Below are 24,340 nucleotides of genomic sequence, written 5' to 3'. Positions count from 1 at the left end.
CCTGAACGTCCATCGAATGAAATAATTTTTCAGGAATCCTGAAATAAATTGATCTGCTACAAGCTCGTGACAAATAGATAACCTTTCTGGGCAATTGAACATTGCCTGTGTTGTGCTGCCCCGGTAAATACAATGCTCATATAAAAAATAAGGTTTATTAAACCAGAAAAGAAGGGTGCCATGAATCGTTTTATTATGGCGAATAGCCAGCAATGTATAGGATGTCGTGCCTGCGAAGTCGCGTGTGTGATGGCGCACAATAATGAGCAACATGTGTTAAGCGCCGACCATTTTCACCCACGGATCACCGTGGTTAAACATCAGCAACACCGCAGCGCGGTGACCTGCCACCACTGTGAAGATGCGCCCTGTGCCCGCAGTTGCCCGAATGGCGCAATCAGCCGCGTTGATGAGGCGATTCAGGTCAATCAGCAAAAATGTATTGGCTGTAAATCCTGCGTGGTGGCTTGCCCGTTTGGTACCATGCAAGTGCTTGTCACGCCAACTGGTGGCGGGCTGGTAAAAGCCACCGCGCACAAATGCGATCTCTGCCAGGGCAGAGCGGAAGGGCCGGCCTGTGCGCAGAACTGCCCGGCCGATGCACTGCAACTGGTGAACAGCGACGCGTTGGCGGGGCTTGCGAAATCACGCCGTCTGCGAACTGCCAGCCATGAGGCGCAGCCGTGGCACAGTGTTGCGGCGCTGACTCCCGCCTTTAACGACCGCAAAGTGCGGCAGATGCGTAAAACGCCGCCGCGCGGTGAGCCAGATAAATTGCCACTGGCGGCGCGTAAAAGCGGTTTTGATGAAATCTATCTGCCGTTTCGCGCCGATCAGGCCAGTCGTGAAGCGGAGCGCTGCCTGAAGTGCGGCGACCACAGCATTTGCGAATGGACCTGCCCGCTGCATAACCATATTCCGCAGTGGATCGAGCGGGTAAAAGAGGGCGATATTGCGGCTGCGGTCGAACTTTCGCATCAAACCAACTGCTTACCGGAGATCACCGGTCGCGTCTGCCCGCAAGACCGGCTGTGCGAAGGGGCATGTACGGTACGCGATGAGTATGGCGCGGTCACGATCGGCAATATTGAGCGCTATATCTCCGATCAGGCGCTGGCGCAGGGCTGGAAACCCGATTTACAGCAGGTTGCGGCGGTGGATAAGCGCATCGCGATTATCGGTGCTGGTCCGGCGGGCCTCGCCTGTGCGGACGTGCTTGCTCGCCATGGCGTGAGCGCCACGGTGTTCGATCGCCACCCTGAAATCGGCGGTTTGCTTACCTTCGGCATCCCCGCTTTTAAACTGGATAAATCGCTGCTGGCGCGGCGTCGTGAAATTTTCAGCGCGATGGGTATTCGCTTTGAACTCAATTGCGAAATTGGCAAAGACATCGCGCTGGAGACGCTGCTCAGCGATTACGACGCGGTGTTTGTGGGCGTAGGCACTTACCGTTCCATGAAAGCCGGGTTGCCAAATGAGGACGCTCCGGGCGTTTATGATGCGCTGCCGTTCCTGATTGCCAACACCCGCCAGTTAATGGGGCTGCCGGACAGCGCCGAAGAGCCGTTTATCAACACCAGGGGGCGCAATGTCGTGGTGCTTGGCGGCGGCGATACGGCAATGGACTGTGTCCGTACCGCACTGCGCCATGGCGCGAGCAAAGTGACCTGCGCCTACCGTCGCGACGAAGCCAACATGCCCGGCTCGAAGAAAGAGGTGAAAAATGCGCGGGATGAAGGGGCTGAGTTTGAGTTCAACGTCCAGCCGGTCAACCTTGAGCTGGATAAGAGCGGCAAAGTCTGCGGCATTCGCTTGCTGCGCACACAGCTCGGCGAGCCGGATGCCAAAGGCCGCCGCCGTCCGGTGCCGATTGAAGGCAGTGAGTTTGTTATGCCTGCCGATGCGGTGATCATGGCGTTTGGTTTCAACCCGCATTCAATGCCGTGGCTGGAGCGCCACGGTGTGCGCGTTGATGACTGGGGGCGCATTGCCGCCAGTGTCGAAAGCCAGTATCGCTATCAGACCAGTAATCCGAAAATTTTTGCCGGGGGCGATGCGGTACGCGGTGCCGATCTGGTGGTGACCGCGATGGCGGAAGGGCGCCACGCCGCGCAGGGCATGATGGACTGGTTGGGCGTCAAAGCACCAGGGCAGCATTAAGGCGTTTGCCATAAAACAGGCTTCACGGCGTCACACTTCGCGGCGTAGTATTACGCAAAGTTGTTAGCGCTCTGGAGCCTGTATGCCGCTGAAAATTGAAGTTATCAAAGATAAAATCCTCTCTGAAAATTATTTTGTCCTGCGCAATATCACCTACGATTTAACCCGTCAGGACGGTGAAGTGGTGCGTCATAAACGTGAAGTCTATGACCGGGGCGATGGTGCCACTATCCTGCTGTATAACCGTGAAAAGCAGAGCGTGGTGCTGATCCGCCAGTTCCGGATCGCCGCCTGGGTAAATGGCAGCGTGGATGGTCGACTGATTGAAGCCTGCGCCGGGTTACTGGATGACGATGAACCGGAAGTGTGCATTCGTAAGGAAGCGATCGAGGAGACGGGGTACGAAGTTGGCGAAGTGCGCAAAGTCTTTGAGTTATACATGTCGCCGGGCGGGGTAACGGAAATTGTCCACTTCTTCATTGCGGAATATAACGATGCGCAGCGCGCTAATAACGGCGGGGGAGTGGAAGATGAAGATATCGAAGTGCTGGAGTTACCTTTCCGGCAGGCCTTAGCGATGGTCGCCAACGGTGAGATCTGTGATGGCAAGACGGTGATTTTGCTGCAATATTTGCAGACATCTGGCCTAATGGACTGAAATTTATAAGGTTATCAGCTTTGCTTTCGGATGAAGCTATCCGACAAATCCGATTGAGCAAGCCTACCGGGAAATAGAATATACGCAGGTTCTGCGTCTATTCTTCCGGGGTTGTGCCAGCCATGCGTTACCGCAGCGTTTTGACTTTGCTCTTCGGCCTTCTGGCCGCACCGTGGCTGTGCGCTGCGCCCGCGCAACAAACCTTTTCCGACTGGCAGGTCACCTGTAATAACCAGAACTTTTGCGTGGCACGCAATATTGGCGAGCATCAGGGGCTGGTAATGACGCTGGAGCGCAGCGCCGGCGCGCGTGCCGATGCGACGCTGCGTATCGACTATGGCGGCATCGACGCGCCTGTTACCAAAGAACCGCCGATTGCCGGGCGCTTACTGTTTGACGGCCAGCCGCTGGTGCTGGCTGGCGAGCGCTGGCAAATCACGCCGTGGCATCTGGTGACGGATAATGCCGATGCCATCACTTCGTTTCTAAAAAACATTCAGGAAGGCCAGGCGCTTACCCTGCGAGGCAGCAAGGGCGAGATTTCTCTGGTCGGGCTGAAAGCGGCGCTGCTATTCATTGATGCGCTGCAAAAACGTGTCGGCAGCGAAACGGCATGGATTAAAAAGGGCGATAGCCCGTCGTTAAGCGTCCCGCCCGCACCCGCGTTGAAAAAGGTAGCCACGGCCAACGTTGCGCCAGCTCCGCTGACGCACCAGGAACTGAACGATTTGCTGGATTACGGCACCTGGCGAATGAACAACAGCCAGTGTTCGCTGGATCCGATGCGCCGCCAGGTGCGTGTGAGCGCGCTAACCGATGATAAAGCGTTGCTGTTGATCGACTGTGAAGCGGGTGCGTATAACATGGTTGAACGCGCTTGGCTGGTATCACGGGAAAAACCGTTTGCCGCGCGGCTGGTGCGCCTGATGCTGCCTTTCACGCCGGATAACGGTAACGATGAAATGGAGCTGATGAATGCGGCATTTGATGAGAAAACCCGCGAACTCACCACGCTCTCCAAAGGCCGCAGCCTGGCGGATTGCGGCGTGTCGAGCCGCTGGCGTTTTGACGGCCAGCGCTTTCGCCTGGTGCGTTACGCGCAGGAGCCCTCCTGCGATAGCTGGCACGGCCCCGATGCGTGGCCAACGCTGTGGGTGACGCGCTAATCCTTCGCTGACATAATCCCTTGCGGATATTTTTATCGGGAAGGGAATAATGAAACGCTTTTACCCACAATGGCTTGCGGCCTGCGTGCTCTTTTTTGCCGTTCTGCCTGCACAGGCTGAACTGACCTCAGCGGATAAACAGAGCATCACCCAGCTTGTTGATGTCTGGAATAGCCATCTGAATGGCAATGCCCGGGCAACCGGCAGCGATCTCTATGCGGCTCAGGTCGAATGGTTTGGCCAGCATCTTGAGCGCGACGAGGTCCTGCGCCGCCAGCAAGCGTTCACCTCTCACTCACCACACTATGCGCAGCGCATTATCACCACGCTTGATATCGCCGAAGATGAGGCGGGCCAGGTTCAGGTCGAGTTTGTTAAACAAGCCGGGCTCGATGAAAAACAGGTAAAAAACTACCCGGCGCAGCTTACCTTCAGCAAACAGTCTGCGGGCTGGCGCATTAGCGGCGAAACCGATTTGCTCACCCGCCTCAATCAAAAAGAGGCGTCGGTGCAGGGGCTGTTGACCAAAGGCAAGTTTGACGGCAACAGCAAAGATGTCGTGTGGGTGAACGCGCGCGATCCCAAAACCGGTGGCAGTTGCGATGAAGAGGGTGACTGTGAATGTAAGCTCTGGAGCAGCAACCCGGCTGTACAACCCGCGGTGGTGCCGCAGTGCATTGGTGGTGTGGTGGAAACGCTGTCGCAGCTCGATGATAGCGGGCGCGATCGGGTCGTTGTTTTCCCGCAATGGTGGACCAGCGCCTGGCGAGTGGTTTATGTCTTTGATATCCAGCAAGGGCAATGGACGAAAGCGCTGCCTTCATTTCCCATCAACATCAATATTCAGGAAGACGATGACGCCACAACGCTGGTGAAACGCGATACGCAGCACAACGGCAATGTGCTGGTGAAAAAAGCGCTGTGGGATGAAAAGCAGGAAGATATCGTGACGCCGCAGGAGAGCGAGCCGTTGCTGGTGGTGAAATAAAAAAGGCGCGCCAGCCATTTATGCTGGCGCGCTCACGCTTATTTTTTCAGTACCGCTTTGGCTTTTGCCACCACGTTTTCGACCGTGAAGCCGAAGTAGGGGAACAGTTTCTCGGCAGGTGCCGATTCCCCGTAACCGGTCATACCGACAATCGCCCCTTTCAGGCCGACATATTTGTACCAGTAATCGGCGATCCCGGCTTCAACCGCCACGCGCGCACTCACATCCGACGGCAGTACAGATTCACGCCAGGCTTCATCCTGCGCGTCGAAAATATCGGTCGACGGCAGCGATACCACGCGCACTTTATGGCCTTCGTTAGTCAGTTGCTCCGCCGCGTTGACGGTGATCTCCATCTCCGAGCCGGTCGCAATCAGGATCACATCCGGCGTGCCGTCGCAATCTTTCAGGATATAACCGCCACGGCTGATGGCCTGCACCTGCTCCGGGGTTCGCTCCATTTGTGTGAGGTTCTGGCGCGAGAGGATCAACGCTGTCGGGCCATGATGTCGCTCGATCGCCAGCTTCCAGCCGACTGCCGCTTCTACCTGGTCGCACGGACGCCAGGTGCTGAAGTTCGGCGTTAAGCGCAGGCTGGCGAGTTGTTCAACCGCCTGGTGCGTTGGGCCGTCTTCCCCTAAGCCAATCGAATCGTGGGTGTAAACCATGATCTGCCGGGCTTTCATCAACGCCGCCATACGCGCCGCGTTGCGGGCATATTCAACGAACATCAAAAAGGTGGCGGTATAAGGCACAAAACCACCGTGGTGCGCGATGCCGTTGGCAATGGCCGTCATACCAAACTCACGCACGCCGTAGTGAATGTAATTCCCGGCGGGGTCCTCTTTCAGCGAGGTGGAGCCGGACCAGATGGTGAGGTTGCTGGGCGCGAGGTCGGCGGAACCGCCAAGCAGTTCCGGCAGGATTGGCCCATAGCTGTTGAGCGTGTTCTGCGAGGCTTTACGTGTGGCGATTTTCGCCGGGTTGGCCTGCAGCTTATTGATCCAGTCGGTGGTGGTTTTTTCCCAGCTTTCCGGCAGTTCACCGCTCATACGGCGTTTAAATTCAGCTGCCAGATCCGGGTACTCTTTAGCCCAGGCCGCCAGTTTCTCATTCCATTCATGCTGATGTTTCGCCCCGCGTTCGCGGGCATCCCACGCCTGGTAAATCTCTTTCGGGATTTCAAAAGCCGGGTATTTCCAGCCGAGTTTTTGCCGGGTGAGTGCCACTTCTTCTTCACCGAGCGCCGCGCCGTGCGACTCCTCTTTTCCGGCTTTGTTCGGCGAGCCAAAACCAATCACCGTGCGGCAGATAATCAGTGACGGCTTATCTTTCACGCTTTGCGCTTCTTCAATCGCTTTTTTCACCGCCTCGGGTGAATGCCCGTCGATATCGCCAATCACATGCCAGTTATAGGCTTCGAAGCGTTTGGCGGTGTCATCGGTAAACCAGCCCTCGGTCTCGCCATCAATGGAGATGCCGTTGTGATCGTAAAAGCCGATCAGTTTGCCGAGTCCGAGCGTGCCCGCCAGCGAACAGACTTCATGGGAAATGCCTTCCATCAGGCAGCCATCGCCCATAAACACATAGGTGTAGTGGTCAACAATGTCATGCCCCGGCCGGTTGAATTGCGCAGCCAGCGTACGTTCGGCAATCGCCAGCCCGACGGCGTTCGCCAGCCCCTGCCCGAGCGGGCCGGTGGTGGTTTCCACGCCCGGCGTATAGCCGATCTCCGGGTGGCCCGGGGTTTTGGAGTGGAGCTGGCGGAAGTTTTTCAGCTCTTCAAGCGGCAGGTCATAACCACTGAGGTGCAGCAGGCTGTACAGCAGCATTGAGGCATGACCGTTAGAGAGGATAAAGCGGTCGCGATCGTACCAGGTGGGGTCCGCCGGGTTGTGGCGCAGAAAATCATTCCACAGCACTTCGGCAATATCCGCCATCCCCATCGGGGCGCCAGGGTGGCCAGAATTGGCTTTTTGCACCGCGTCCATACTCAGGGCGCGAACGGCGTTTGCAAGCTCTCTACGGGACATAATTCACTCCATGGCAAAGGTTAAAGTTTAGCGGCGAGCAGATCTTCAAGGCTGCGCTGATCAACGGCGAACTGACGGATCCCGTCGGCCAGTTTTTCGACGGCCATCGGATCCTGGTTATGCTCCCAACGGAATTCAGCTTCTGTTAACGGTTCCGGGCGATGGAAGGTTTGGCGCGATGGCACCAGCTTGCGCTCAACAATGCCTTCCTGTGCCTGTAGCTCTTTCAGCAACGCCGGAGAGATAGTCAGGCGGTCACAGCCCGCCAGCGCGAGGATCTGCTCGGTGCGGCGGAAGCTTGCGCCCATCACGATGGTTTCATAGCGATGTTGTTTGTAGTAGTCGTAGATATTGCGCACCGACTTCACGCCGGGATCTTCATCCACCACATACGGGTCGAGCGGTTTGCGATCGTTATACCAGTCGTAAATACGGCCAACGAAAGGCGAAATCAAAAACACACCCGCTTCGGCACAGGCGCGCGCCTGGGCAAACGAGAACAGCAGCGTCAGATTGCAGTTGATCCCCTCTTTTTCCAGCTCTTCCGCCGCGCGGATCCCCTCCCAGGTTGACGCCAGTTTGATCAAAATGCGTGACTTATCGATGCCCTGATCTTTGTACAACGCCACCAGCTGGCGCGCTTTGGCGATGCTCTTCTCTTTGTCGTAAGAGAGGCGGGCGTCAACCTCGGTGGAGACGCGTCCCGGGATGCTTTTCAGAATTTCCGCACCAAAATTGACCGCCAGTTTGTCGCTGGCTTCTGCCACTTGCTGCTCCTGGGTTTTACCACGCGCTTTGCCGTAGGCAATGGCATCGTCAATCAGATGCGAGAAGTGCGCCAGCCCGGCCGCCTTCAGCAGCAGGGAAGGGTTGGTGGTGGCATCTTCCGGCTGATAGTGGCGAATGGATTCGATGTCGCCGCTGTCGGCCACCACGGTAGTGAATTGTTTGAGGCCGTCTAAGTGATTCATGAAAAATAACTCCTTTAAAAGCAATGGATTACTGGAGTGCTTTCTGTCGCACTTTTGTGAGGATGAGAGGTGCATAACAAAAAAGCATAGCAGACGCGCCCGGGCCCTGCGTTTTGCGGCACGTAACAAAGTTGCGATAAATTGATAACAATTTTGTTTATGTCATGGCGAGATTTTGGCTATGTTCAAAGTTTATGCGGGCGACAGAGGCCATACTATGCGGCGCATTGGGATAGACATCGCACGTTTCACTCTGAAAACAACGTGAAAGGAACCTCAAATGGACGACCAACTAAAACAAAGTGCCCTCGATTTTCACGAATTCCCCCGTCCGGGGAAGATTCAGGTCTCCCCGACAAAACCGCTGGCAACACAGCGCGATCTGGCACTGGCCTACTCTCCTGGCGTCGCCGCGCCTTGTCTTGAGATCGAAAAAGACCCGCTGGCAGCCTACAAATACACCGCGCGCGGCAATCTGGTCGCTGTGGTATCCAACGGTACTGCGGTACTCGGCCTTGGCAATATTGGCGCACTGGCCGGTAAACCCGTGATGGAAGGCAAAGGCGTACTGTTCAAAAAATTCGCCGGAATCGATGTGTTTGATATCGAAGTGGATGAACACGATCCGGACAAACTGATTGATGTTGTGGCCGCGCTGGAACCGACCTTTGGCGGCATTAACCTGGAAGACATCAAAGCGCCGGAGTGCTTCTACATTGAAGCGAAGCTGCGCGAACGCATGAATATTCCGGTATTCCACGACGATCAGCACGGTACGGCGATTATCAGCACCGCCGCTATTCTCAACGGCCTGCGCGTGGTCGAGAAGAACCTCTCCGATGTGCGCATGGTGGTTTCCGGCGCGGGCGCAGCGGCGATTGCCTGTATGAACCTGCTGGTGGCGCTTGGCATGCAGAAACACAACATTGTGGTCTGCGACTCAAAAGGCGTTATCTACAAAGGCCGCGAACCGAATATGGCGGAAACCAAAGCCGCTTATGCCGTTGATGATGACGGCAAACGCACGCTGGCGGATGTGGTTGCCGGTTCGGACATCTTCCTTGGTTGTTCCGGGCCGAAAGTGCTGACCCCGGAAATGGTGAAAGGTATGGCGCGCCAGCCGCTGATCCTCGCGCTGGCGAACCCGGAACCGGAAATTCTGCCGGATCTGGCGAAAGCGGTGCGTCCGGACGCCATTATCTGCACCGGCCGTTCTGATTACCCCAACCAGGTAAACAACGTTCTTTGCTTCCCGTTTATTTTCCGTGGCGCGCTGGATGTCGGCGCAACGGCAATTAACGAAGAGATGAAGCTGGCGGCAGTTAACGCTATCGCGGAACTGGCACATGCTGAGCAGAGCGAAGTGGTGGCTTCAGCCTATGGCGACCAGGATCTCAGCTTTGGCCCGGATTACCTGATCCCGAAACCGTTTGATCCGCGCCTGATTGTCAAAATCGCGCCTGCGGTGGCAAAAGCCGCCATGGATTCCGGCGTGGCGACGCGACCTATCGCTGATTTCGATGCTTATGTCGATAAGCTCACTGAATTTGTCTACAAAACCAATCTGTTTATGAAGCCGATCTTCTCGCAGGCGCGTAACGCACCGAAACGCGTAGTGCTGGCAGAAGGTGAGGAGCCGCGTGTACTGCATGCCACGCAGGAACTGGTGACGTTAGGGCTGGCAAAACCGATTCTGATTGGCCGTCCGAGCGTCATTGAGATGCGTATTCAGAAACTTGGTTTGCAAATCCGCCCGGATGTGGATTTTGAAATCGTCAATAACGAGTCCGATCCGCGCTTTAAAGAGTACTGGATGGAGTACTTCAACATCATGAAACGCCGCGGCGTGACGCAGGAGCAGGCGCAGCGCGCGGTGATCGGTAACACCACCATTATTGGCGCGATCATGGTGCATCGTGGCGAAGCGGACGCGCTGATTTGTGGCACCATCGGTGATTATCACGAGCATTTCGGTGTGCTGCAGCCGATCTTCGGCTACCGCGAGAATGTCCATGTCGCAGGCGCGATGAACGCTTTATTGCTGCCAAGCGGCAACACCTTTATCGCCGATACTTACGTCAATGAGGATCCCAGCGCGGAAGAGCTGGCGGAGATCACCATTCTGGCGGCGGAAACGGTACGCCGTTTCGGCATTGAACCGCGCGTGGCGCTGCTTTCGCATTCGCAGTTTGGTTCATCGAACGCGCCTGCGGCGGTGAAAATGCGCGATACGTTAGCGCTGGTGCGTGAACGCGCGCCGGAGTTAATGATTGATGGCGAAATGCACGGTGACGCGGCGCTGGATGAGAGTATCCGCCATGAACGTATGCCGGATAGCCCGCTGAAAGGGGCGGCGAATATCCTGATTATGCCAAACGTAGAAGCGGCGCGAATCAGCTACAACCTGCTGCGCGTGTCCAGTTCGGAAGGGGTGACCGTAGGGCCGGTGCTGATGGGCGTGGCGAAACCGGTCCATGTGCTGACACCGATTGCCTCGGTGCGGCGTATCGTCAATATGGTTGCACTGGCGGTGGTGGAGGCGCAAACGCAGCCGCTGTAATGTTTGTGTCTGCGAACCGTCGATAATCGGGTTGTCGCTTGTTGAGTTGTTTTTGAAGGAAGCCGCTCGCTCTTTCTGTCCGGGCGGAATTCAATCGCGATGGGTCGCGTTCCGCTGAAATCGGCGAACCGAAGAGTGAGTGATAAGGTCTGGACGCCATGGATGGCGGCCAGAGGCGAATCGAGCCACGGACAAAATTGCCCTGGGAGCCATTCTGAACAGCGCTTGCGCTGACTCCGAAGGGGCAAGTAATCACGAGTCGAGCTGACCGCAGGCACGCACTCGGGAAGTGAGCGTAGTGCAAAGCACCGATTTATCGCGCAGACGCGGGCATTGAAAAGGGGAGCACGGCAGCTCCCCTTTTCCCGTTCACATGTAGCGATGTTTCAGAAACTGTGGAACATCTGTGCACGGAACAATACCTCATCAGCGACATATCCGTTGAACAGCGCACTTTATCCGGCTTGAGATTAAAGAAATTACACCCAGTCTCTGACTTTTATAAACTCGCTGAGGGCGGCTTCCGGGCTGCCTTCGGCGGGCTGATAATTGTATTCCCAGCGCACCAGCGGCGGCATCGACATCAGAATGGATTCAGTGCGCCCGCCGGTTTGTAAGCCAAACAGGGTGCCGCGATCCCACACAAGATTGAACTCCACATACCGGCCGCGACGGTAAAGCTGGAAGTCGCGCTCGCGCTCGCCATAAGGCGTGGCTTTGCGGCGTTCAACAATCGGCAAATAAGCATTGAGATAGCCATTACCCACCGCCTGCATAAAAGCGAAGCAGTGATCGAAATCCGGCGTGTTGAGATCGTCGAAAAACAACCCGCCAATGCCGCGCTGTTCATCACGGTGTTTAAGGTAGAAGTAATCGTCACACCACTTTTTATAGCGTGGATATACCTCTTCGCCGAACGGCAAACAGATATCGCGCGCTGTGTGGTGCCAGTGGCGAGCATCCTCTTCAAAACCGTAGTAGGGCGTTAAATCAAAGCCGCCGCCAAACCACCACACCGGTTCCGCACCGGGTTTTTCGGCGATAAAAAAGCGCACATTGGCATGGCTGGTGGGTACATACGGATTACGCGGATGAACCACCAGCGAAACGCCCATCGCTTCGAAACTGCGACCCGCCAGTTCCGGGCGGTGCGCGGTGGCCGAAGCGGGCATTGCGTCGCCGTGAACGTGCGAAAAATTGACGCCCGCCTGTTCAAACACGCTGCCATCACGCAGCACACGGCTGCGCCCACCGCCACCTGCCGCACGCGTCCACGCATCTTCAATAAATGCGCCGCCATCAAGGGCGCTCAGCTGGTCACAGATCTTGTCCTGCAAATTTAGCAGGGCGTTTTTAACCGGGTGGATATCAGGCGTGGTCATCCGCGTCTCTTCGTGTGGGCTTTATGATTATCAAACCAGCTAAAATAGCTGAGTACGCCGTCGGCAATGGCGCTGGCGATTTTCTGGCGAAACGCCGCTGTGCCGAGCAGCTTCTCTTCTGCCGGGTTGGTGATAAACGAGGTTTCCACCAGCACGGACGGTATCGAAGGCGATTTTAGCACCACAAATGCCGCCTGTTCTGTGTTGCGGCTATGCAGGCGGTGTACCGGTTTGATCTGCTTGAGAATATGCGAGCCGAGCGTCAGGCTGTTTTTAATGGTGTCAGTTTGCACCAAATCGAACAGCACTTGCTGGAGCAGGTGATCTTTGTCTCTGGCTTTTTTCCCGGCCAGATCGTCGGCGGCGTTTTCTTTATCCGACAGGTATTTCGCCATCGCGCTACTGGCGCCGCGATTAGAAAGCGCAAACACCGACGCGCCCGCAGCGCTTGGGTTGGTGAAGCCGTCGGCGTGGATCGACATAAACAGATCGGCACCGTGCTGGTGGGCAATCTCTACGCGATCATAAAGCGGAATAAATTTATCGCCGGTGCGCGTCAGGCGCGCATCAATTCCCTGCGCACGCAATTGGGCGCGGACGGTTTTGGCGATCGCCAGCACCACGTGTTTTTCTTGCGAACCGTTATGACCAATCGCGCCGGTATCAATACCGCCATGGCCCGGATCAAGCATCACAATGCGTTTCGCGCCGGCTTTCCTGGCTTTCGGTTTACTGTGCCCGGTCGTGGTTTTAAGTGGTGTCTCGTCCTTTGCGATAGCGCGAGACATGCCCGTTAATGTCAGGGCGGCCAGGCCTGCTTTCAGCACCTGACGACGCGAGGTGAGTGTTTTTAAAGGTTTAAAGGTGCTCATACGCCTGAATTGTCTTATTCGTGGTCCCTGGTGTTATATCGTATCGTGTTTACCGTTACGACTATCCGTGTGAACTAATGTTTTACTTTTCATTTCAATACGTGACAGAGTGACATTATGCCAAATTTCAGTGCTGAAGATGCCGGATATTGGCGACAGAGGCGCTTAGGGCCATAATCTACGTTTACACAGCTGAAAATGACGGGGAATACCATGGAGATACGCGTTTTTCGCCAGGAAGATTTCGAAGAAGTGATCACCTTGTGGGAGCGTTGTGAGCTGTTGCGACCATGGAACGATCCGGAAATGGATATTGAACGCAAAGTGAATCACGATGTGAGTCTGTTTCTGGTCGCCGAAGTCGGCGGGGAAGTGGTCGGCACGGTGATGGGCGGTTATGACGGTCATCGCGGATCGGCTTATTACCTTGGCGTTCATCCTGAGTTTCGTGGGCGCGGCATCGCTAACGCCTTGTTGAGCCGGCTGGAGAAAAAGCTGATTGCCCGCGGCTGCCCGAAAATCAACCTGATGGTGCGGGAAGATAACGAGATGGTTATCGGCATGTATGAGCGCCTCGGTTATGAACATATGGATTCGGCCAGTCTGGGCAAGCGTTTGATTGAAGATGAAGAGTACTGAGATTTATCCCGCCGATTACGACAGTCATGGCCGTCTGAAACTCCCTTTTCTGTTCTGGTGCGTGTTGCTGCTACAGGCACGCACCTGGGTGCTGTTTGTTATTGCGGGGGCATCGCGCGGGCAAGGCGACGCATTGCTCGCATTGTTTTACCCCGATCATGATGATTTCTGGCTGGGCTTGCTGCCAGGTATTCCTGCGGCATTGACCTTTTTACTGAGCGGCCGCCGCGATCATTTTCCCCGCCTGTGGCGCGCACTCTACCCGCTGGTATTGCTGGTGCAACTGGCGCTGCTGGTATGGCAACCCTGCCGCTGGTTTACCGGCGAGGCGCTCTCCGGGATTGGGCTGTTTCTGGTTATCGCCGATCTGTTTGCGCTGTGGTGGCTTGCGACAAACCGGCGTCTTCGGGCCTGTTTTTCCCTTGCTCAACATTAAGCGGCACTTTTTTCTCTTCCGGGACTCCAACAGGCGTTCAATGAATAAAAGGAATGAAGCATGAAATCCCTGCGTACACTTATTTGCGTTCTGCCGCTGGCGTTAACCGGCTGCTCGACGCTGGCTTCCGTCAACTGGTCTGCGGCCTATCCGTGGAACTGGTTTGGTTCATCTGTCGTGGTGAGCGACAACGGCGTTGGTAACATCACCGCCAGCACGCCACTAAACGAGCAGGCAATTCAGGATGCGCTGGGTGGCGATTACCACCTGCGTAGCGGCATGAAGACGGAAAAAGGCAGTATCGTTCGTTATTTTGAGGCGCTAAAAGATGACAAACTGGCGCTGGTGGTGAACGGAGAAAACGGCGCGGTCAGCCGTATTGATGTGCTCGATAATAGTATCGCCACGGATAAAGGGGTAAAAATCGGCGCGCCGTTCAATTCGCTGTTTGATAAAGCTTTCGGTAACTGTGTGAAAGGCGCGGGCGATGACAGCGTGGGCGTAGAGTGTAAAGCGCCGGGTAGCCAGCATATCAGCTATGTGTTTACCGGCCAGTGGAGCGGCCCGGAAGGGTTGATGCCATCCGATGATGCGCTGAAAAACTGGAAAGTGAGCAAGTTTATCTGGCGCCGTTAATTTGATCTCAACTCGCTGCTGCTGCGGGAAAAACAGGTACAATACCGCGATTATCGCCACGGTTTCGTGGCCTGTTTTTTTCCAGGAGGAGTCATGTCCCAGGTTCAAAGCGGCATTTTGCCAGAACATTGCCGTGCGGCGATTTGGATTGAAGCCAACGTGAAAGGGGACACCGATGCCCTGCGCGTGGCGAGCCGCGTATTCGCCGATAAGCTGGCGACCTTTCAATTGCAATTCCCCGATGCGGCGCTGGGCGCGACTATTGCCTTTGGCAACAAGACCTGGCGCGCACTGAACGGTGCCGAAGGCGCAGACGAGCTAAAAGATTTTCCGGCGTATGGCAAAGGCCTGGCGCCCGCAACACAGCGAGATGTGCTGATCCATATTCTTTCTCTGCGCCACGATGTGAATTTCTCCGTCGCTCAGGCCGCGCTGGCGGCGTTCGGCGAGGCGCTTGACGTTAAAGAAGAGACGCACGGTTTCCGCTGGGTGGAAGAGCGCGATTTGAGCGGCTTTATCGATGGTACGGAAAACCCGGCAGGCGATGAGAAACGTCGCGAGGTCGCCATTATTCAGGATGGCGTGGACGCCGGCGGCAGCTACGTGATGGTGCAGCGTTGGGAGCATAACCTCAAGCAGCTTAATCGCATGAGCGTGGGCGATCAGGAGATGATGATCGGCCGCACCAAAGAGGCCAATGAAGAGATCGACGGTGATGCGCGCCCGGACACGTCACACCTGACGCGTGTTGATCTGAAAGAGAACGGCAAAGGGCTGAAAATCGTCCGTCAGAGCCTGCCTTATGGCACCGCCAGCGGCACGCATGGGCTCTATTTCTGCACCTATTGCGCCCGTTTGTACAACATTGAGCAGCAACTGCTGAGCATGTTTGGCGATACCGACGGTAAGCGCGACGCCATGCTGCGTTTTACCCGGCCGGTGACCGGCGGCTACTACTTCGCACCGTCGCTGGATACGCTGCTGGCGCTGTAAACCACGCACTTCTGCTGACCGGGGAAACCCGGTCACTACTCCCTTCTGCTTATATTCTTTTCTGATTCCAAATCACCAATTGGTATATAAAACCGTTACTGGTTTCACACCCGTTATAAATAAACTGAGTGACGAAATGTCATCAGCTTATAAGGGTGCGCAATGGCCGTTAACTTACTGAAAAAAGGATATCTGACGCTGGCAGCGCTGACGCTGTGGGCCGCTCAGGCACAAGCGACGGAACTGCTTAACAGCTCTTATGATGTATCACGCGAGCTCTTTGCGGCCCTTAACACGCCGTTCGAACAGCAATGGGCGAAAGATAACGGCGGTGACAAGCTGACCATTAAGCAATCTCACGCTGGCTCCTCAAAGCAGGCGCTGGCGATTCTGCAAGGGTTGAAAGCGGACGTCGTGACCTATAACCAGGTCACCGACGTGCAGATCCTGCACGACAAAGGCAACCTGATCCCGGCGGACTGGCAGAGCCGTTTGCCGAATAACAGCTCGCCGTTCTACTCAACGATGGCGTTTCTGGTTCGCAAAGGTAACCCGAAGAACATTCACGACTGGAACGATCTGGTGCGCAGTGATGTAAAACTGATTTTCCCGAACCCGAAAACCTCCGGCAATGCGCGCTACACCTATCTGGCGGCTTGGGGCGCAGCGGATCAGGCGGATGGCGGCGACAAAGCCAAAACTCAGCAGTTTATGACCCAGTTCCTCAAAAACGTTGAAGTGTTCGACACCGGCGGTCGCGGCGCAACAACTACCTTTGTTGAGCGCGGGCTTGGCGATGTGCTGATCTCGTTTGAATCGGAAGTGAATAACATCCGTAAGCAGTATGAAGCGCAGGGTTTTGAGGTTGTCGTACCGAAAGTCAACATCCTGGCTGAATTCCCGGTTGCGTGGGTGGATAAAAACGTGAAGGCCAACGGCACAGAAAAAGCGGCCAAAGCTTATCTCACCTGGCTTTACAGCCCACAGGCGCAAACCATCATCACTGATTACTACTATCGCGTGAACAACCCGGAAGTGATGGCGAAACTGAGCGATAAATTCCCGCAGACGGCGCTGTTCCGCGTAGAGGACAAGTTTGGTTCCTGGCCTGAAGTGATGAAAACCCATTTCGCCAGCGGTGGTGAGCTGGACACGTTGCTGGCGGCGGGGCGTAAGTGATGTTTGCAGGATCAAAACGCGTGCTGCCTGGCTTTGGTTTAAGCCTTGGCAGCAGCCTGTTTTTTGTTTGTCTGATATTGCTGTTGCCACTGAGCGCACTGGTGATGCAGCTGGCGCAGATGAGCTGGGCGCAATACTGGGAGGTGGTCACTAATCCGCAGGTTGTGGCCGCTTATAAAGTCACGCTGATTGCAGCCTTTGTCGCCTCCGTTTTTAACGGCGTGTTTGGCTTGCTGATGGCATGGATCCTTACTCGTTACCGCTTTCCGGGCCGCACCCTGCTGGATGCGCTGATGGATCTACCTTTTGCGCTGCCAACGGCAGTGGCGGGTCTGACGCTGGCCTCGCTGTTTTCGGTGAATGGTTTTTACGGCGAATGGCTAGCGAAGTTTGATATCAAAGTGACCTATACCTGGCTCGGTATCGCGGTGGCGATGGCATTTACCAGCATTCCGTTTGTGGTGCGCACTATTCAGCCGGTGCTGGAAGAGCTGGGGCCGGAATATGAAGAGGCGGCGGAAACCCTGGGCGCGACGCGCTGGCAAAGTTTTCGCAAAGTGGTGCTGCCGGAACTCTCTCCTGCATTGATGGCGGGCGTGGCGTTGTCGTTTACCCGCAGCCTTGGCGAGTTTGGCGCGGTGATCTTTATCGCCGGTAACATCGCCTGGAAGACCGAAGTGACCTCGTTGATGATTTTTGTACGCTTGCAGGAGTTTGATTACCCGGCGGCGAGCGCGATTGCCTCGGTGATCCTGGCGGCTTCTTTGCTGTTGCTGTTTTCCATTAACACCCTGCAAAGCCGCTTTGGTCAGCGTGTGGTAGGTCACTAATGGCGGAAATAACTGAATTGAAACGCTATGACAAGTCTCAGGTGAACTGGGGCAAATGGTTTTTGATTGGCACGGGAGTGATTGTCTCGGCGTTTATCCTCGTTGTGCCGATGGTTTACATTTTCGTGCAGGCGTTTAGCAAAGGCCTGATGCCAGTTCTGGAAAACCTCGCGGACGCCGACATGCTCCATGCCATCTGGCTGACGGTGCTGGTTGCGCTGATCTCGGTGCCGCTGAACCTGATATTCGGCACGTTGCTGGCCTGGCTGGTGACGCGCTTTAACTTCCCGGGCCGCCAGTTACTGTTGACGCTGCTGGATATTCCCTTTGCTGTGTCGCCGGTGGTCGCAGGTCTTATCTATCTGCTGTTTTATGGCTCAAACGGCCCACTTGGCGGCTGGCTGGATGCGCATAATCTGCAAATTATGTTCGCCTGGCCGGGCATGGTGCTGGTTACCGTGTTTGTGACTTGCCCGTTTGTCGTGCGTGAACTGGTGCCGGTGATGTTAAGCCAAGGCAGCCAGGAAGATGAAGCGGCGATTCTGCTTGGCGCGTCCGGCTGGCAGATGTTCAAGCGCGTGACGCTACCGAATATCCGCTGGGCGCTGTTGTACGGCGTAGTGCTCACTAACGCGCGGGCGATTGGCGAATTTGGCGCGGTGTCGGTGGTTTCCGGTTCTATCCGCGGTGAAACCCTGTCGCTGCCGCTGCAAATTGAATTACTGCAGCAGGATTACAACATCGTCGGTTCGTTTACCGCTGCGGCTCTGCTGACGTTGATGGCTATTTTGACGTTGTTTTTAAAGAGTGCGTTGCAGTGGCGTTTGAATAATCAGGAAAAACGCCAGCAACAGGAGGGAAATCATGAGCATTGAGATTGCCAATATTAAGAAGTCTTTTGGTCGCACCCAGGTGCTGAATGATATCTCTCTTGATATCCCATCCGGCCAGATGGTGGCGTTGCTGGGCCCGTCCGGTTCCGGTAAAACCACGTTGCTGCGTATTATTGCCGGTCTTGAGCATCAGACCAGCGGGCGCATTCGTTTTCATGGTACTGATGTCAGCCGTTTGCATGCGCGCGAGCGCCGCGTCGGTTTTGTGTTCCAGCATTATGCGCTGTTTCGTCATATGACGGTGTTCGACAATATCGCTTTCGGCTTGACGGTGCTGCCGCGCCGCGAACGGCCAAATGCGGCGGCGATCAAAGCGAAAGTGATGCAACTGCTGGAGATGGTGCAACTGGCACATCTGGCGGACCGTTTCCCGGCGCAGCTTTCCGGTGGGCAGAAACAGCGTGTAGCGCTGGCGCGTGCGCTGGCGGTGGAGCCGCAAATCCTGTTGCTGGATGAACCTTTCGGCGCGCTTGATGCGCAGGTGCGTAAAGAGCTGCGTCGCTGGTTGCGCCAGTTGCATGAAGAGCTGAAATTCACCAGCGTATTCGTGACGCACGATCAGGAAGAGGCGACGGAAGTTGCCGATCGCGTCGTTGTGATGAGCCAGGGCAATATCGAACAGGCGGATGCGCCGGATCAGGTCTGGCGAGAGCCCGCCACCCGCTTTGTGCTGGAGTTTATGGGTGAGGTTAACCGCCTGAAAGGCACCGTGAGCGGTGGGCAATTCCATGTTGGTGCGCACCGCTGGCCGCTTGGTTATACGCCGGCTTACCAGGGGGATGTCGATCTGTTCCTGCGCCCGTGGGAAGTGGATGTCAGCCGTCGCACCAGCCTCGATTCTCCGCTGCCGGTACAGGTGCTGGAAGCCAGTCCGAAGGGTCATTACACCCAACTGGTTGTGCAGCCGCTGGGCTGGAACACGGAGCCGTTGACCGTGGTGATGCGTGATGAACATCCCCCCCAGCGCGGTGAGCGTCTGTTCGTCGGCCTGCAACATGCCCGTTTATATAACGGTAACGAACGCATTGAGGCCCGCGCAGAACTTGCTCTGGCGGATTCTGCCTGATAGCTTAAACAGACGTGGTTTCTGCCGGATAGCGTACAGCTTTACCCGGCCTACAAGCCCGGTATGCATCCTGCGACCGGGTTTTTTATTGGACAGCGATTGTGAACACATTAGAACAAACCATTGGCAATACGCCGCTGGTCAAATTGCAACGCCTGAGCCCGGACAACGGGAGTGAAATCTGGGTCAAACTGGAAGGCAACAATCCGGCGGGATCGGTAAAAGACAGAGCGGCACTGTCGATGATTGTGCAGGCGGAACAGCGTGGGGAGATTAAACCCGGCGACGTACTGATTGAAGCGACCAGCGGTAATACAGGTATCGCGCTGGCGATGATCGCCGCGCTGAAAGGCTACCGCATGAAATTGCTGATGCCGGACAACATGAGCCAGGAGCGGCGCGCCGCGATGCGTGCCTACGGGGCGGAGTTGATTCTGGTCAGCAAAGAGCAGGGAATGGAAGGGGCGCGCGATCTGGCACTGGCGATGTCAGCGCGCGGTGAAGGCAAACTGCTCGATCAGTTTAACAACCCGGATAACCCCTACGCACATTACACCACCACCGGCCCGGAAATCTGGCGGCAGACCAGCGGGCGAATCACGCATTTTGTCTCCAGTATGGGCACGACTGGCACCATCACAGGCGTATCGCGTTTTCTGCGCGAGCAGGATAAAAAAGTGACGATTGTCGGTTTGCAGCCGGAAGAGGGCAGCAGTATTCCCGGCATTCGCCGCTGGCCTGCCGAGTATATGCCGGGGATTTTTAACGCGTCTCTGGTTGATGAGGTACTGGATATCCATCAGCGCGAAGCGGAAAATACCATGCGCACGCTGGCGGTACTGGAAGGCATTTTCTGCGGTGTCAGTTCCGGCGGCGCAGTAGCCGGGGCAATGCGGGTGGCGAAAGCGAACCCGGGCGCGGTGATCGTCGCCATTATTTGCGATCGCGGCGATCGCTATCTTTCTACTGGCGTATTTGGTGAAGAGAGTTATTCGCAGGGCGCGGGGATTTAACCCGTTAAGGAGACTGAATGGAGATGATCCTGTTCAGGGATAAGACTCGGGCGCAGCAGGCCGATATCGTTGCCGTACAATCACAGGTTGTCTACGGTAGCGTGGGCAACAGTATAGCGGTGCCGAATATTCGCCAGCACCATTTGAACGTACTGGCCGTGCCGACGGTGCTGTTCAGTAACACGCCGCACTATGACACCTTTTACGGCGGCGTCATTCCCGACGAGTGGTTTAGCGGCTATTTACAGGCGCTGGAAGAGCGTGATGTTCTGCGCAGCGTTAAAGCGGTCACGACGGGATATATGGGTAGCGCCAGTCAGATTAAGCTACTGGCGAAGTGGCTCACGGCGCTGCGGGAAAAACATCCACACCTGTTGATTCTGGTCGATCCGGTGATCGGCGATACCGATAGCGGCATTTACGTAAAACCAGAAATCCCGCAGGCATATCGTGAACATCTGCTGCCACTGGCACAGGGTATTACGCCAAATGTATTCGAGCTGGAAGTGCTGAGCGGTCAGCCATGCCGGGATTTGCAAAGTGCGATTGAGGCGGCAAAAGGCCTGCTATCGGCGTCGCTGCATTGGGTGGCGATCACCAGTGCCCCGGTTGAGCAGCAAGATGGGCACATTCACGTGGTACTGGTTACTGCCGATGCGGTTCATATCAGTGGTTATCCGCGTGTGGCGACGGATCTCAAAGGTACTGGTGACCTGTTTTGTTCTGAACTGGTGAGCGGTATTGTTCAGGGTAAAGCGCTCGATGTGGCGATACAGGCTGCGGGCGATCGGGTCGTAGAAGTGATGGGATATACGCTGGAAAAAGGCTATGACGAGCTGATTTTACCGCCGCAGTAAAGCAAAAATGGCGCCTTTCGGCGCCATTCTTTTATGCATTACGCATTACTTTTTGATACGGATCACCGGGGTTTCACCCACGGTTACGCTACCAGAAAGTTTGATAAGCTCTTTGATTTCGTCCATGTTGGAGATTACCACCGGCGTCAGGGTTGACTTGGCTTTCTCTTCCAGCAGCGGCAGATCAAATTCGATTACCGGGTCGCCAACTTTTACGCGTTGGCCTTCTTCTGCGATGCGTTTGAAACCTTCACCTTTCAGTTCCACGGTGTCGATACCGAAGTGAACAAACAGTTCAATGCCACTATCGGATTCGATAGAGAAGGCATGGTTGGTTTCAAAGATTTTACCGATAGTACCATCAACCGGGGCTACCATTTTGTTACCGGTCGGTTTGATAGCAATGCCATCACCAACGATTTTCTCAGCGAACACAACATCCGGTACATCTTCAATGTTGACGATATCGCCAGAAAGCGGGGCAATAATCTCAATGGTTCCGGTGTCTTTTTTATCATCAGAAACCAAAGATTTCAGTTTATCGAAAAAACCCATGATCTTCTCCTAAGCAGTAATTTGGGCGCATCTCGCGGATTAGCAGATTGTTTTTTCTTCAATGAACTTGTTAACCAGCGTCATTAACTCGTCCGTTGTCGGTTGAGCAAGAGCCTGCTCTGCTAACACCTTCGCATCTTCGAAGTTTGTGTTACGAATAATCTTCTTAATGCGCGGGATAGAAATGGCGCTCATACTGAATTCATCCAGACCCATCCCCAGCAACAGAAGTGTAGCACGTTCGTCGCCAGCAAGCTCACCACACATGCCAGTCCATTTGCCTTCCGCATGAGAAGCATCAATAACTTGCTTGATCAGGGTGAGTACAGACGGTGACATCGGCTGGTAAAGATGTGAAATCATATCATTACCACGGTCAACCGCCAGGGTGTACTGCGTCAAATCATTGGTACCGATACTAAAGAAATCAACTTCTTTCGCCAGATGGCGGGCAATTGTCGCGGCAGCAGGGGTTTCTACCATCACGCCAATTTCAATGCTCTCGTCAAACGCCTTGCCTTCGTTACGCAATTCTTGTTTGTAGATCTCAATCTCTTTCTTCAGTGCGCGCACTTCTTCAACAGAGATGATCATCGGGAACATAATTCGCAGTTTACCGAAAGCGGAAGCGCGCAGAATAGCGCGTACCTGATCGCGCAGGATCTCTTTACGATCCATTGCAATACGTACGGCGCGCCAGCCCAGGAACGGGTTCTCTTCTTTCGGAAAATTCATGTACGGCAGCTCTTTGTCGCCGCCAATGTCCATGGTACGAACGATAACTGCCTGAGAACCGCAGGCTTCAGCCACCGCTTTGTAGGCGTCGAACTGCTCTTCTTCAGTCGGCAGGGCGTCACGATCCATGAACAGGAATTCGGTACGGTACAGACCAACACCTTCAGCGCCATTGCGCTCAGCGCCCGCGATATCGCGAACGGTACCGATGTTGGCGCACACTTCCACCTGGTGACCATCAAGGGTGATCGCCGGCAGATCTTTCAGTTTCGCCAGTTCGGCTTTTTCTTCGGCAACCTGAGCCTGCGCCGCACGCAGTGTCTCAATCTCTTCGTCGCTTGGGTTAACGTAAACTTTATTGTTAACCGCATCGAGGATCAGATAATCGCCATTTTTAACCTGAGTGGTGACGCTACCTGTGCCCACAATCGCTGGCAACTCAAGGGAGCGTGCCATAATAGACGTGTGGGAAGTACGACCACCGATATCAGTGATAAAACCAAGCACTTTTTTCAGGTTCAGCTGAGCAGTTTCTGACGGTGTCAGATCGGCCGCAACCAGAATTACTTCTTCCTGAATCGCGCTCAGATCGATAATCGGCATACCCAGGATGTTGCGCAGCAGACGCTTACCGATGTCACGTACGTCAGCGGCACGTTCTTTCAGGTATTCATCATCCAGCTCTTCCAGGGCTGTAGCCTGACCTTCGATAACTTCATGCGCTGCCGCATCGGCAGTCATGTTCTTATCTTTAATCAGGGCTATGATTTCCTGCTCCAGCTCCTCATCTTCCAGCAGCATAATATGCCCTTCGAAGATGGCTTCTTTTTCTTCACCGAAAGTTTCACCCGCTTTCGTTTTGATTGCTTCCAGCTGTGCCGATGCTTTGGCACGACCGCTCAGGAAACGCTCAACTTCCTGGTCAACCTTGTCGGCAGAAATTTTCTTCCGGTCGATGACGATCTCGTCTTCTTTCAGCAGCAGTGCTTTGCCGAAAGCGATACCCGGGGATGCTAAAATGCCTGAAATCATAACCCTACCTTTACTTGTGACTGATCTTGAAAAGAACTCGTAAGTAAAACTTACTCAAGTTCTGCCATCAGTTTAACCAGATGCTCAACCGCTTTTTGCTCGTCTTCGCCTTCAGCGGTCAACGTCACAACAGTACCTTGAGTCAGGCCCAAAGTTTGCAGTTTGAACAGGCTTTTCGCGCTAGCGCTTTTGCCGTTAGAAGTCACAGTGATTTCAGAAGAGAAGCCTTTTGCTTCTTTAACAAACTGAGCAGCAGGGCGGGTATGCAGACCGTTCGGAGCGGTAATGGTAACTTCTTGCTGGAACATTGTATTTCCCCAACTTATAGGTTTAGTGTTGTGGAACTAAAGTCTAGCCTGGCGGCATGACTTTAGCCTGTATTGTTAGCGCCGGCGCAACGGGACAAACTACAGAAGCCTGCCTGGCGCAACCAAACGCTGGCGCTTCTGGCTGCTGACGTTTCGCTCGTCATTAAACATTATGCAGCGAAAGGCAGAATTGAACCAAATCATAAAATCGATTCAGCTTGGTGAAATCTTGCCTTCGATTAATTTCGCGCATCAAAATAAATGTGATGGTTAAATACCAGACCGGGAGGTTTCAGGCAATGCCAGGTAGGACAAAAATTTGATATATGCCACAAAAAAGCACCGCGATGGGTGCTTTTTTGAGCTTATTTAACAATC

At 54.9% G+C, this 24,340-nt stretch carries 22 protein-coding genes; 15 read left to right on the top strand and 7 right to left on the bottom strand.

What is annotated here, in order from left to right; genetic code table 11:
* Positions 1-180: 180 nt before the first annotated feature.
* The 4 genes from aegA to H650_RS07275 all read left to right on the top strand — a co-directional run bounded on the left by aegA (position 181) and on the right by H650_RS07275 (position 4,972).
* Positions 181-2,160, top strand: coding sequence for a formate-dependent uric acid utilization protein AegA (gene aegA, locus H650_RS07290; RefSeq protein WP_020454668.1), 1,980 nt, complete (start codon positions 181-183; stop codon positions 2,158-2,160).
* Positions 2,161-2,242: 82 nt separating this feature from the next.
* Positions 2,243-2,818, top strand: coding sequence for a GDP-mannose pyrophosphatase NudK (gene nudK / locus H650_RS07285; protein WP_020454667.1), 576 nt, complete (start codon positions 2,243-2,245; stop codon positions 2,816-2,818).
* Between the two features lie 122 nt (positions 2,819-2,940).
* A complete protein-coding gene (locus H650_RS07280) occupies positions 2,941-3,984 on the top strand; it encodes a DUF1176 domain-containing protein (RefSeq protein ID WP_020454666.1) in 1,044 nt (347 codons plus the stop codon).
* Positions 3,985-4,033: 49 nt separating this feature from the next.
* Positions 4,034-4,972, top strand: a complete 939-nt coding sequence (locus H650_RS07275) for a hypothetical protein (protein ID WP_020454665.1) — start codon at positions 4,034-4,036, stop codon at positions 4,970-4,972.
* Positions 4,973-5,010: 38 nt separating this feature from the next.
* Here H650_RS07275 and tkt read toward each other — a convergent pair whose 3' ends face one another.
* Together tkt and tal are read right to left on the bottom strand one after the other, a co-directional pair.
* Positions 5,011-7,005: a transketolase gene (gene tkt, locus H650_RS07270; RefSeq protein ID WP_020454664.1), complete on the bottom strand. Its 1,995-nt coding sequence runs from the start codon at positions 7,003-7,005 to the stop codon at positions 5,011-5,013.
* A 20-nt stretch (positions 7,006-7,025) separates the two neighbouring features.
* Positions 7,026-7,976, bottom strand: coding sequence for a transaldolase (tal, locus tag H650_RS07265; protein ID WP_020454663.1), 951 nt, complete (start codon positions 7,974-7,976; stop codon positions 7,026-7,028).
* Between the two features lie 280 nt (positions 7,977-8,256).
* On the opposite strand from tal, the gene maeB reads away from it, so the two are divergent.
* Positions 8,257-10,536 (top strand): NADP-dependent oxaloacetate-decarboxylating malate dehydrogenase, encoded by a 2,280-nt coding sequence (gene maeB, locus H650_RS07260; protein WP_020454662.1) that lies wholly within the window; start codon positions 8,257-8,259, stop codon positions 10,534-10,536.
* Between the two features lie 479 nt (positions 10,537-11,015).
* On the opposite strand, the gene hemF is transcribed toward maeB, so the two are convergent.
* On the bottom strand, positions 11,016-11,918 hold the full coding sequence (gene hemF, locus H650_RS07255; protein ID WP_020454661.1) for an oxygen-dependent coproporphyrinogen oxidase: 903 nt from the start codon (positions 11,916-11,918) through the stop codon (positions 11,016-11,018).
* Entirely contained in the window at positions 11,915-12,790 is an 876-nt protein-coding gene (gene amiA, locus H650_RS07250; protein WP_020454660.1) for an N-acetylmuramoyl-L-alanine amidase AmiA, read from the bottom strand. The genes hemF and amiA overlap by 4 nt, the downstream gene beginning before the upstream one ends.
* A gap of 213 nt (positions 12,791-13,003) precedes the next feature.
* Here amiA and H650_RS07245 point away from each other — a divergent pair, with 213 nt between their 5' ends.
* The 10 genes from H650_RS07245 to pdxK all read left to right on the top strand — a co-directional run bounded on the left by H650_RS07245 (position 13,004) and on the right by pdxK (position 21,332).
* Positions 13,004-13,429 (top strand): GNAT family acetyltransferase, encoded by a 426-nt coding sequence (locus H650_RS07245; protein ID WP_017458925.1) that lies wholly within the window; start codon positions 13,004-13,006, stop codon positions 13,427-13,429.
* A complete protein-coding gene (locus H650_RS07240) occupies positions 13,416-13,865 on the top strand; it encodes a DUF2919 domain-containing protein (protein ID WP_020454659.1) in 450 nt (149 codons plus the stop codon). Before H650_RS07245 ends, H650_RS07240 begins: the two co-directional genes overlap by 14 nt.
* Before the next feature lie 60 nt (positions 13,866-13,925).
* A complete protein-coding gene (locus tag H650_RS07235; RefSeq protein ID WP_020454658.1) occupies positions 13,926-14,501 on the top strand; it encodes an RpoE-regulated lipoprotein in 576 nt (191 codons plus the stop codon).
* A 93-nt stretch (positions 14,502-14,594) separates the two neighbouring features.
* Positions 14,595-15,494 carry a Dyp-type peroxidase gene (locus H650_RS07230; RefSeq protein ID WP_020454657.1) on the top strand — a complete coding sequence of 300 codons (900 nt, stop codon included), beginning with the start codon at positions 14,595-14,597 and terminating at the stop codon, positions 15,492-15,494.
* Between the two features lie 162 nt (positions 15,495-15,656).
* Complete coding sequence (locus tag H650_RS07225) at positions 15,657-16,673, top strand: sulfate ABC transporter substrate-binding protein (RefSeq protein ID WP_020454656.1); 1,017 nt, start codon at positions 15,657-15,659, stop codon at positions 16,671-16,673.
* Positions 16,673-17,503, top strand: coding sequence for a sulfate/thiosulfate ABC transporter permease CysT (cysT, locus tag H650_RS07220; protein WP_017458920.1), 831 nt, complete (start codon positions 16,673-16,675; stop codon positions 17,501-17,503). Before H650_RS07225 ends, cysT begins: the two co-directional genes overlap by 1 nt.
* Complete coding sequence (gene cysW / locus H650_RS07215) at positions 17,503-18,378, top strand: sulfate/thiosulfate ABC transporter permease CysW (RefSeq protein ID WP_020454655.1); 876 nt, start codon at positions 17,503-17,505, stop codon at positions 18,376-18,378. Before cysT ends, cysW begins: the two co-directional genes overlap by 1 nt.
* On the top strand, positions 18,368-19,462 hold the full coding sequence (gene cysA, locus H650_RS07210; protein ID WP_020454654.1) for a sulfate/thiosulfate ABC transporter ATP-binding protein CysA: 1,095 nt from the start codon (positions 18,368-18,370) through the stop codon (positions 19,460-19,462). Before cysW ends, cysA begins: the two co-directional genes overlap by 11 nt.
* Before the next feature lie 101 nt (positions 19,463-19,563).
* Entirely contained in the window at positions 19,564-20,475 is a 912-nt protein-coding gene (cysM, locus tag H650_RS07205; RefSeq protein WP_020454653.1) for a cysteine synthase CysM, read from the top strand.
* Between the two features lie 17 nt (positions 20,476-20,492).
* A complete protein-coding gene (gene pdxK / locus H650_RS07200; protein WP_020454652.1) occupies positions 20,493-21,332 on the top strand; it encodes a pyridoxine/pyridoxal/pyridoxamine kinase in 840 nt (279 codons plus the stop codon).
* Positions 21,333-21,377: 45 nt separating this feature from the next.
* Here pdxK and crr read toward each other — a convergent pair whose 3' ends face one another.
* Genes crr through ptsH form a run of 3 tightly spaced genes read right to left on the bottom strand, consistent with a single transcriptional unit; the run spans position 21,378 to position 23,962 of the window.
* Positions 21,378-21,887 carry a PTS glucose transporter subunit IIA gene (gene crr / locus H650_RS07195; RefSeq protein ID WP_020454651.1) on the bottom strand — a complete coding sequence of 170 codons (510 nt, stop codon included), beginning with the start codon at positions 21,885-21,887 and terminating at the stop codon, positions 21,378-21,380.
* A gap of 39 nt (positions 21,888-21,926) precedes the next feature.
* The gene (gene ptsI, locus H650_RS07190; RefSeq protein WP_020454650.1) at positions 21,927-23,654 is read right to left on the bottom strand and encodes a phosphoenolpyruvate-protein phosphotransferase PtsI; all 1,728 of its coding nucleotides are present in this window, start codon (positions 23,652-23,654) and stop codon (positions 21,927-21,929) included.
* A gap of 50 nt (positions 23,655-23,704) precedes the next feature.
* Positions 23,705-23,962, bottom strand: a complete 258-nt coding sequence (ptsH, locus tag H650_RS07185; protein WP_007370907.1) for a phosphocarrier protein Hpr — start codon at positions 23,960-23,962, stop codon at positions 23,705-23,707.
* Between the last annotated feature and the right edge of the window lie 378 nt (positions 23,963-24,340).

Origin of the sequence: Enterobacter sp. R4-368, from assembly GCF_000410515.1 — a bacterium.
Lineage (GTDB): Bacteria > Pseudomonadota > Gammaproteobacteria > Enterobacterales > Enterobacteriaceae > Kosakonia.
This window is presented reverse-complemented; position numbering and strand designations above follow the sequence as displayed.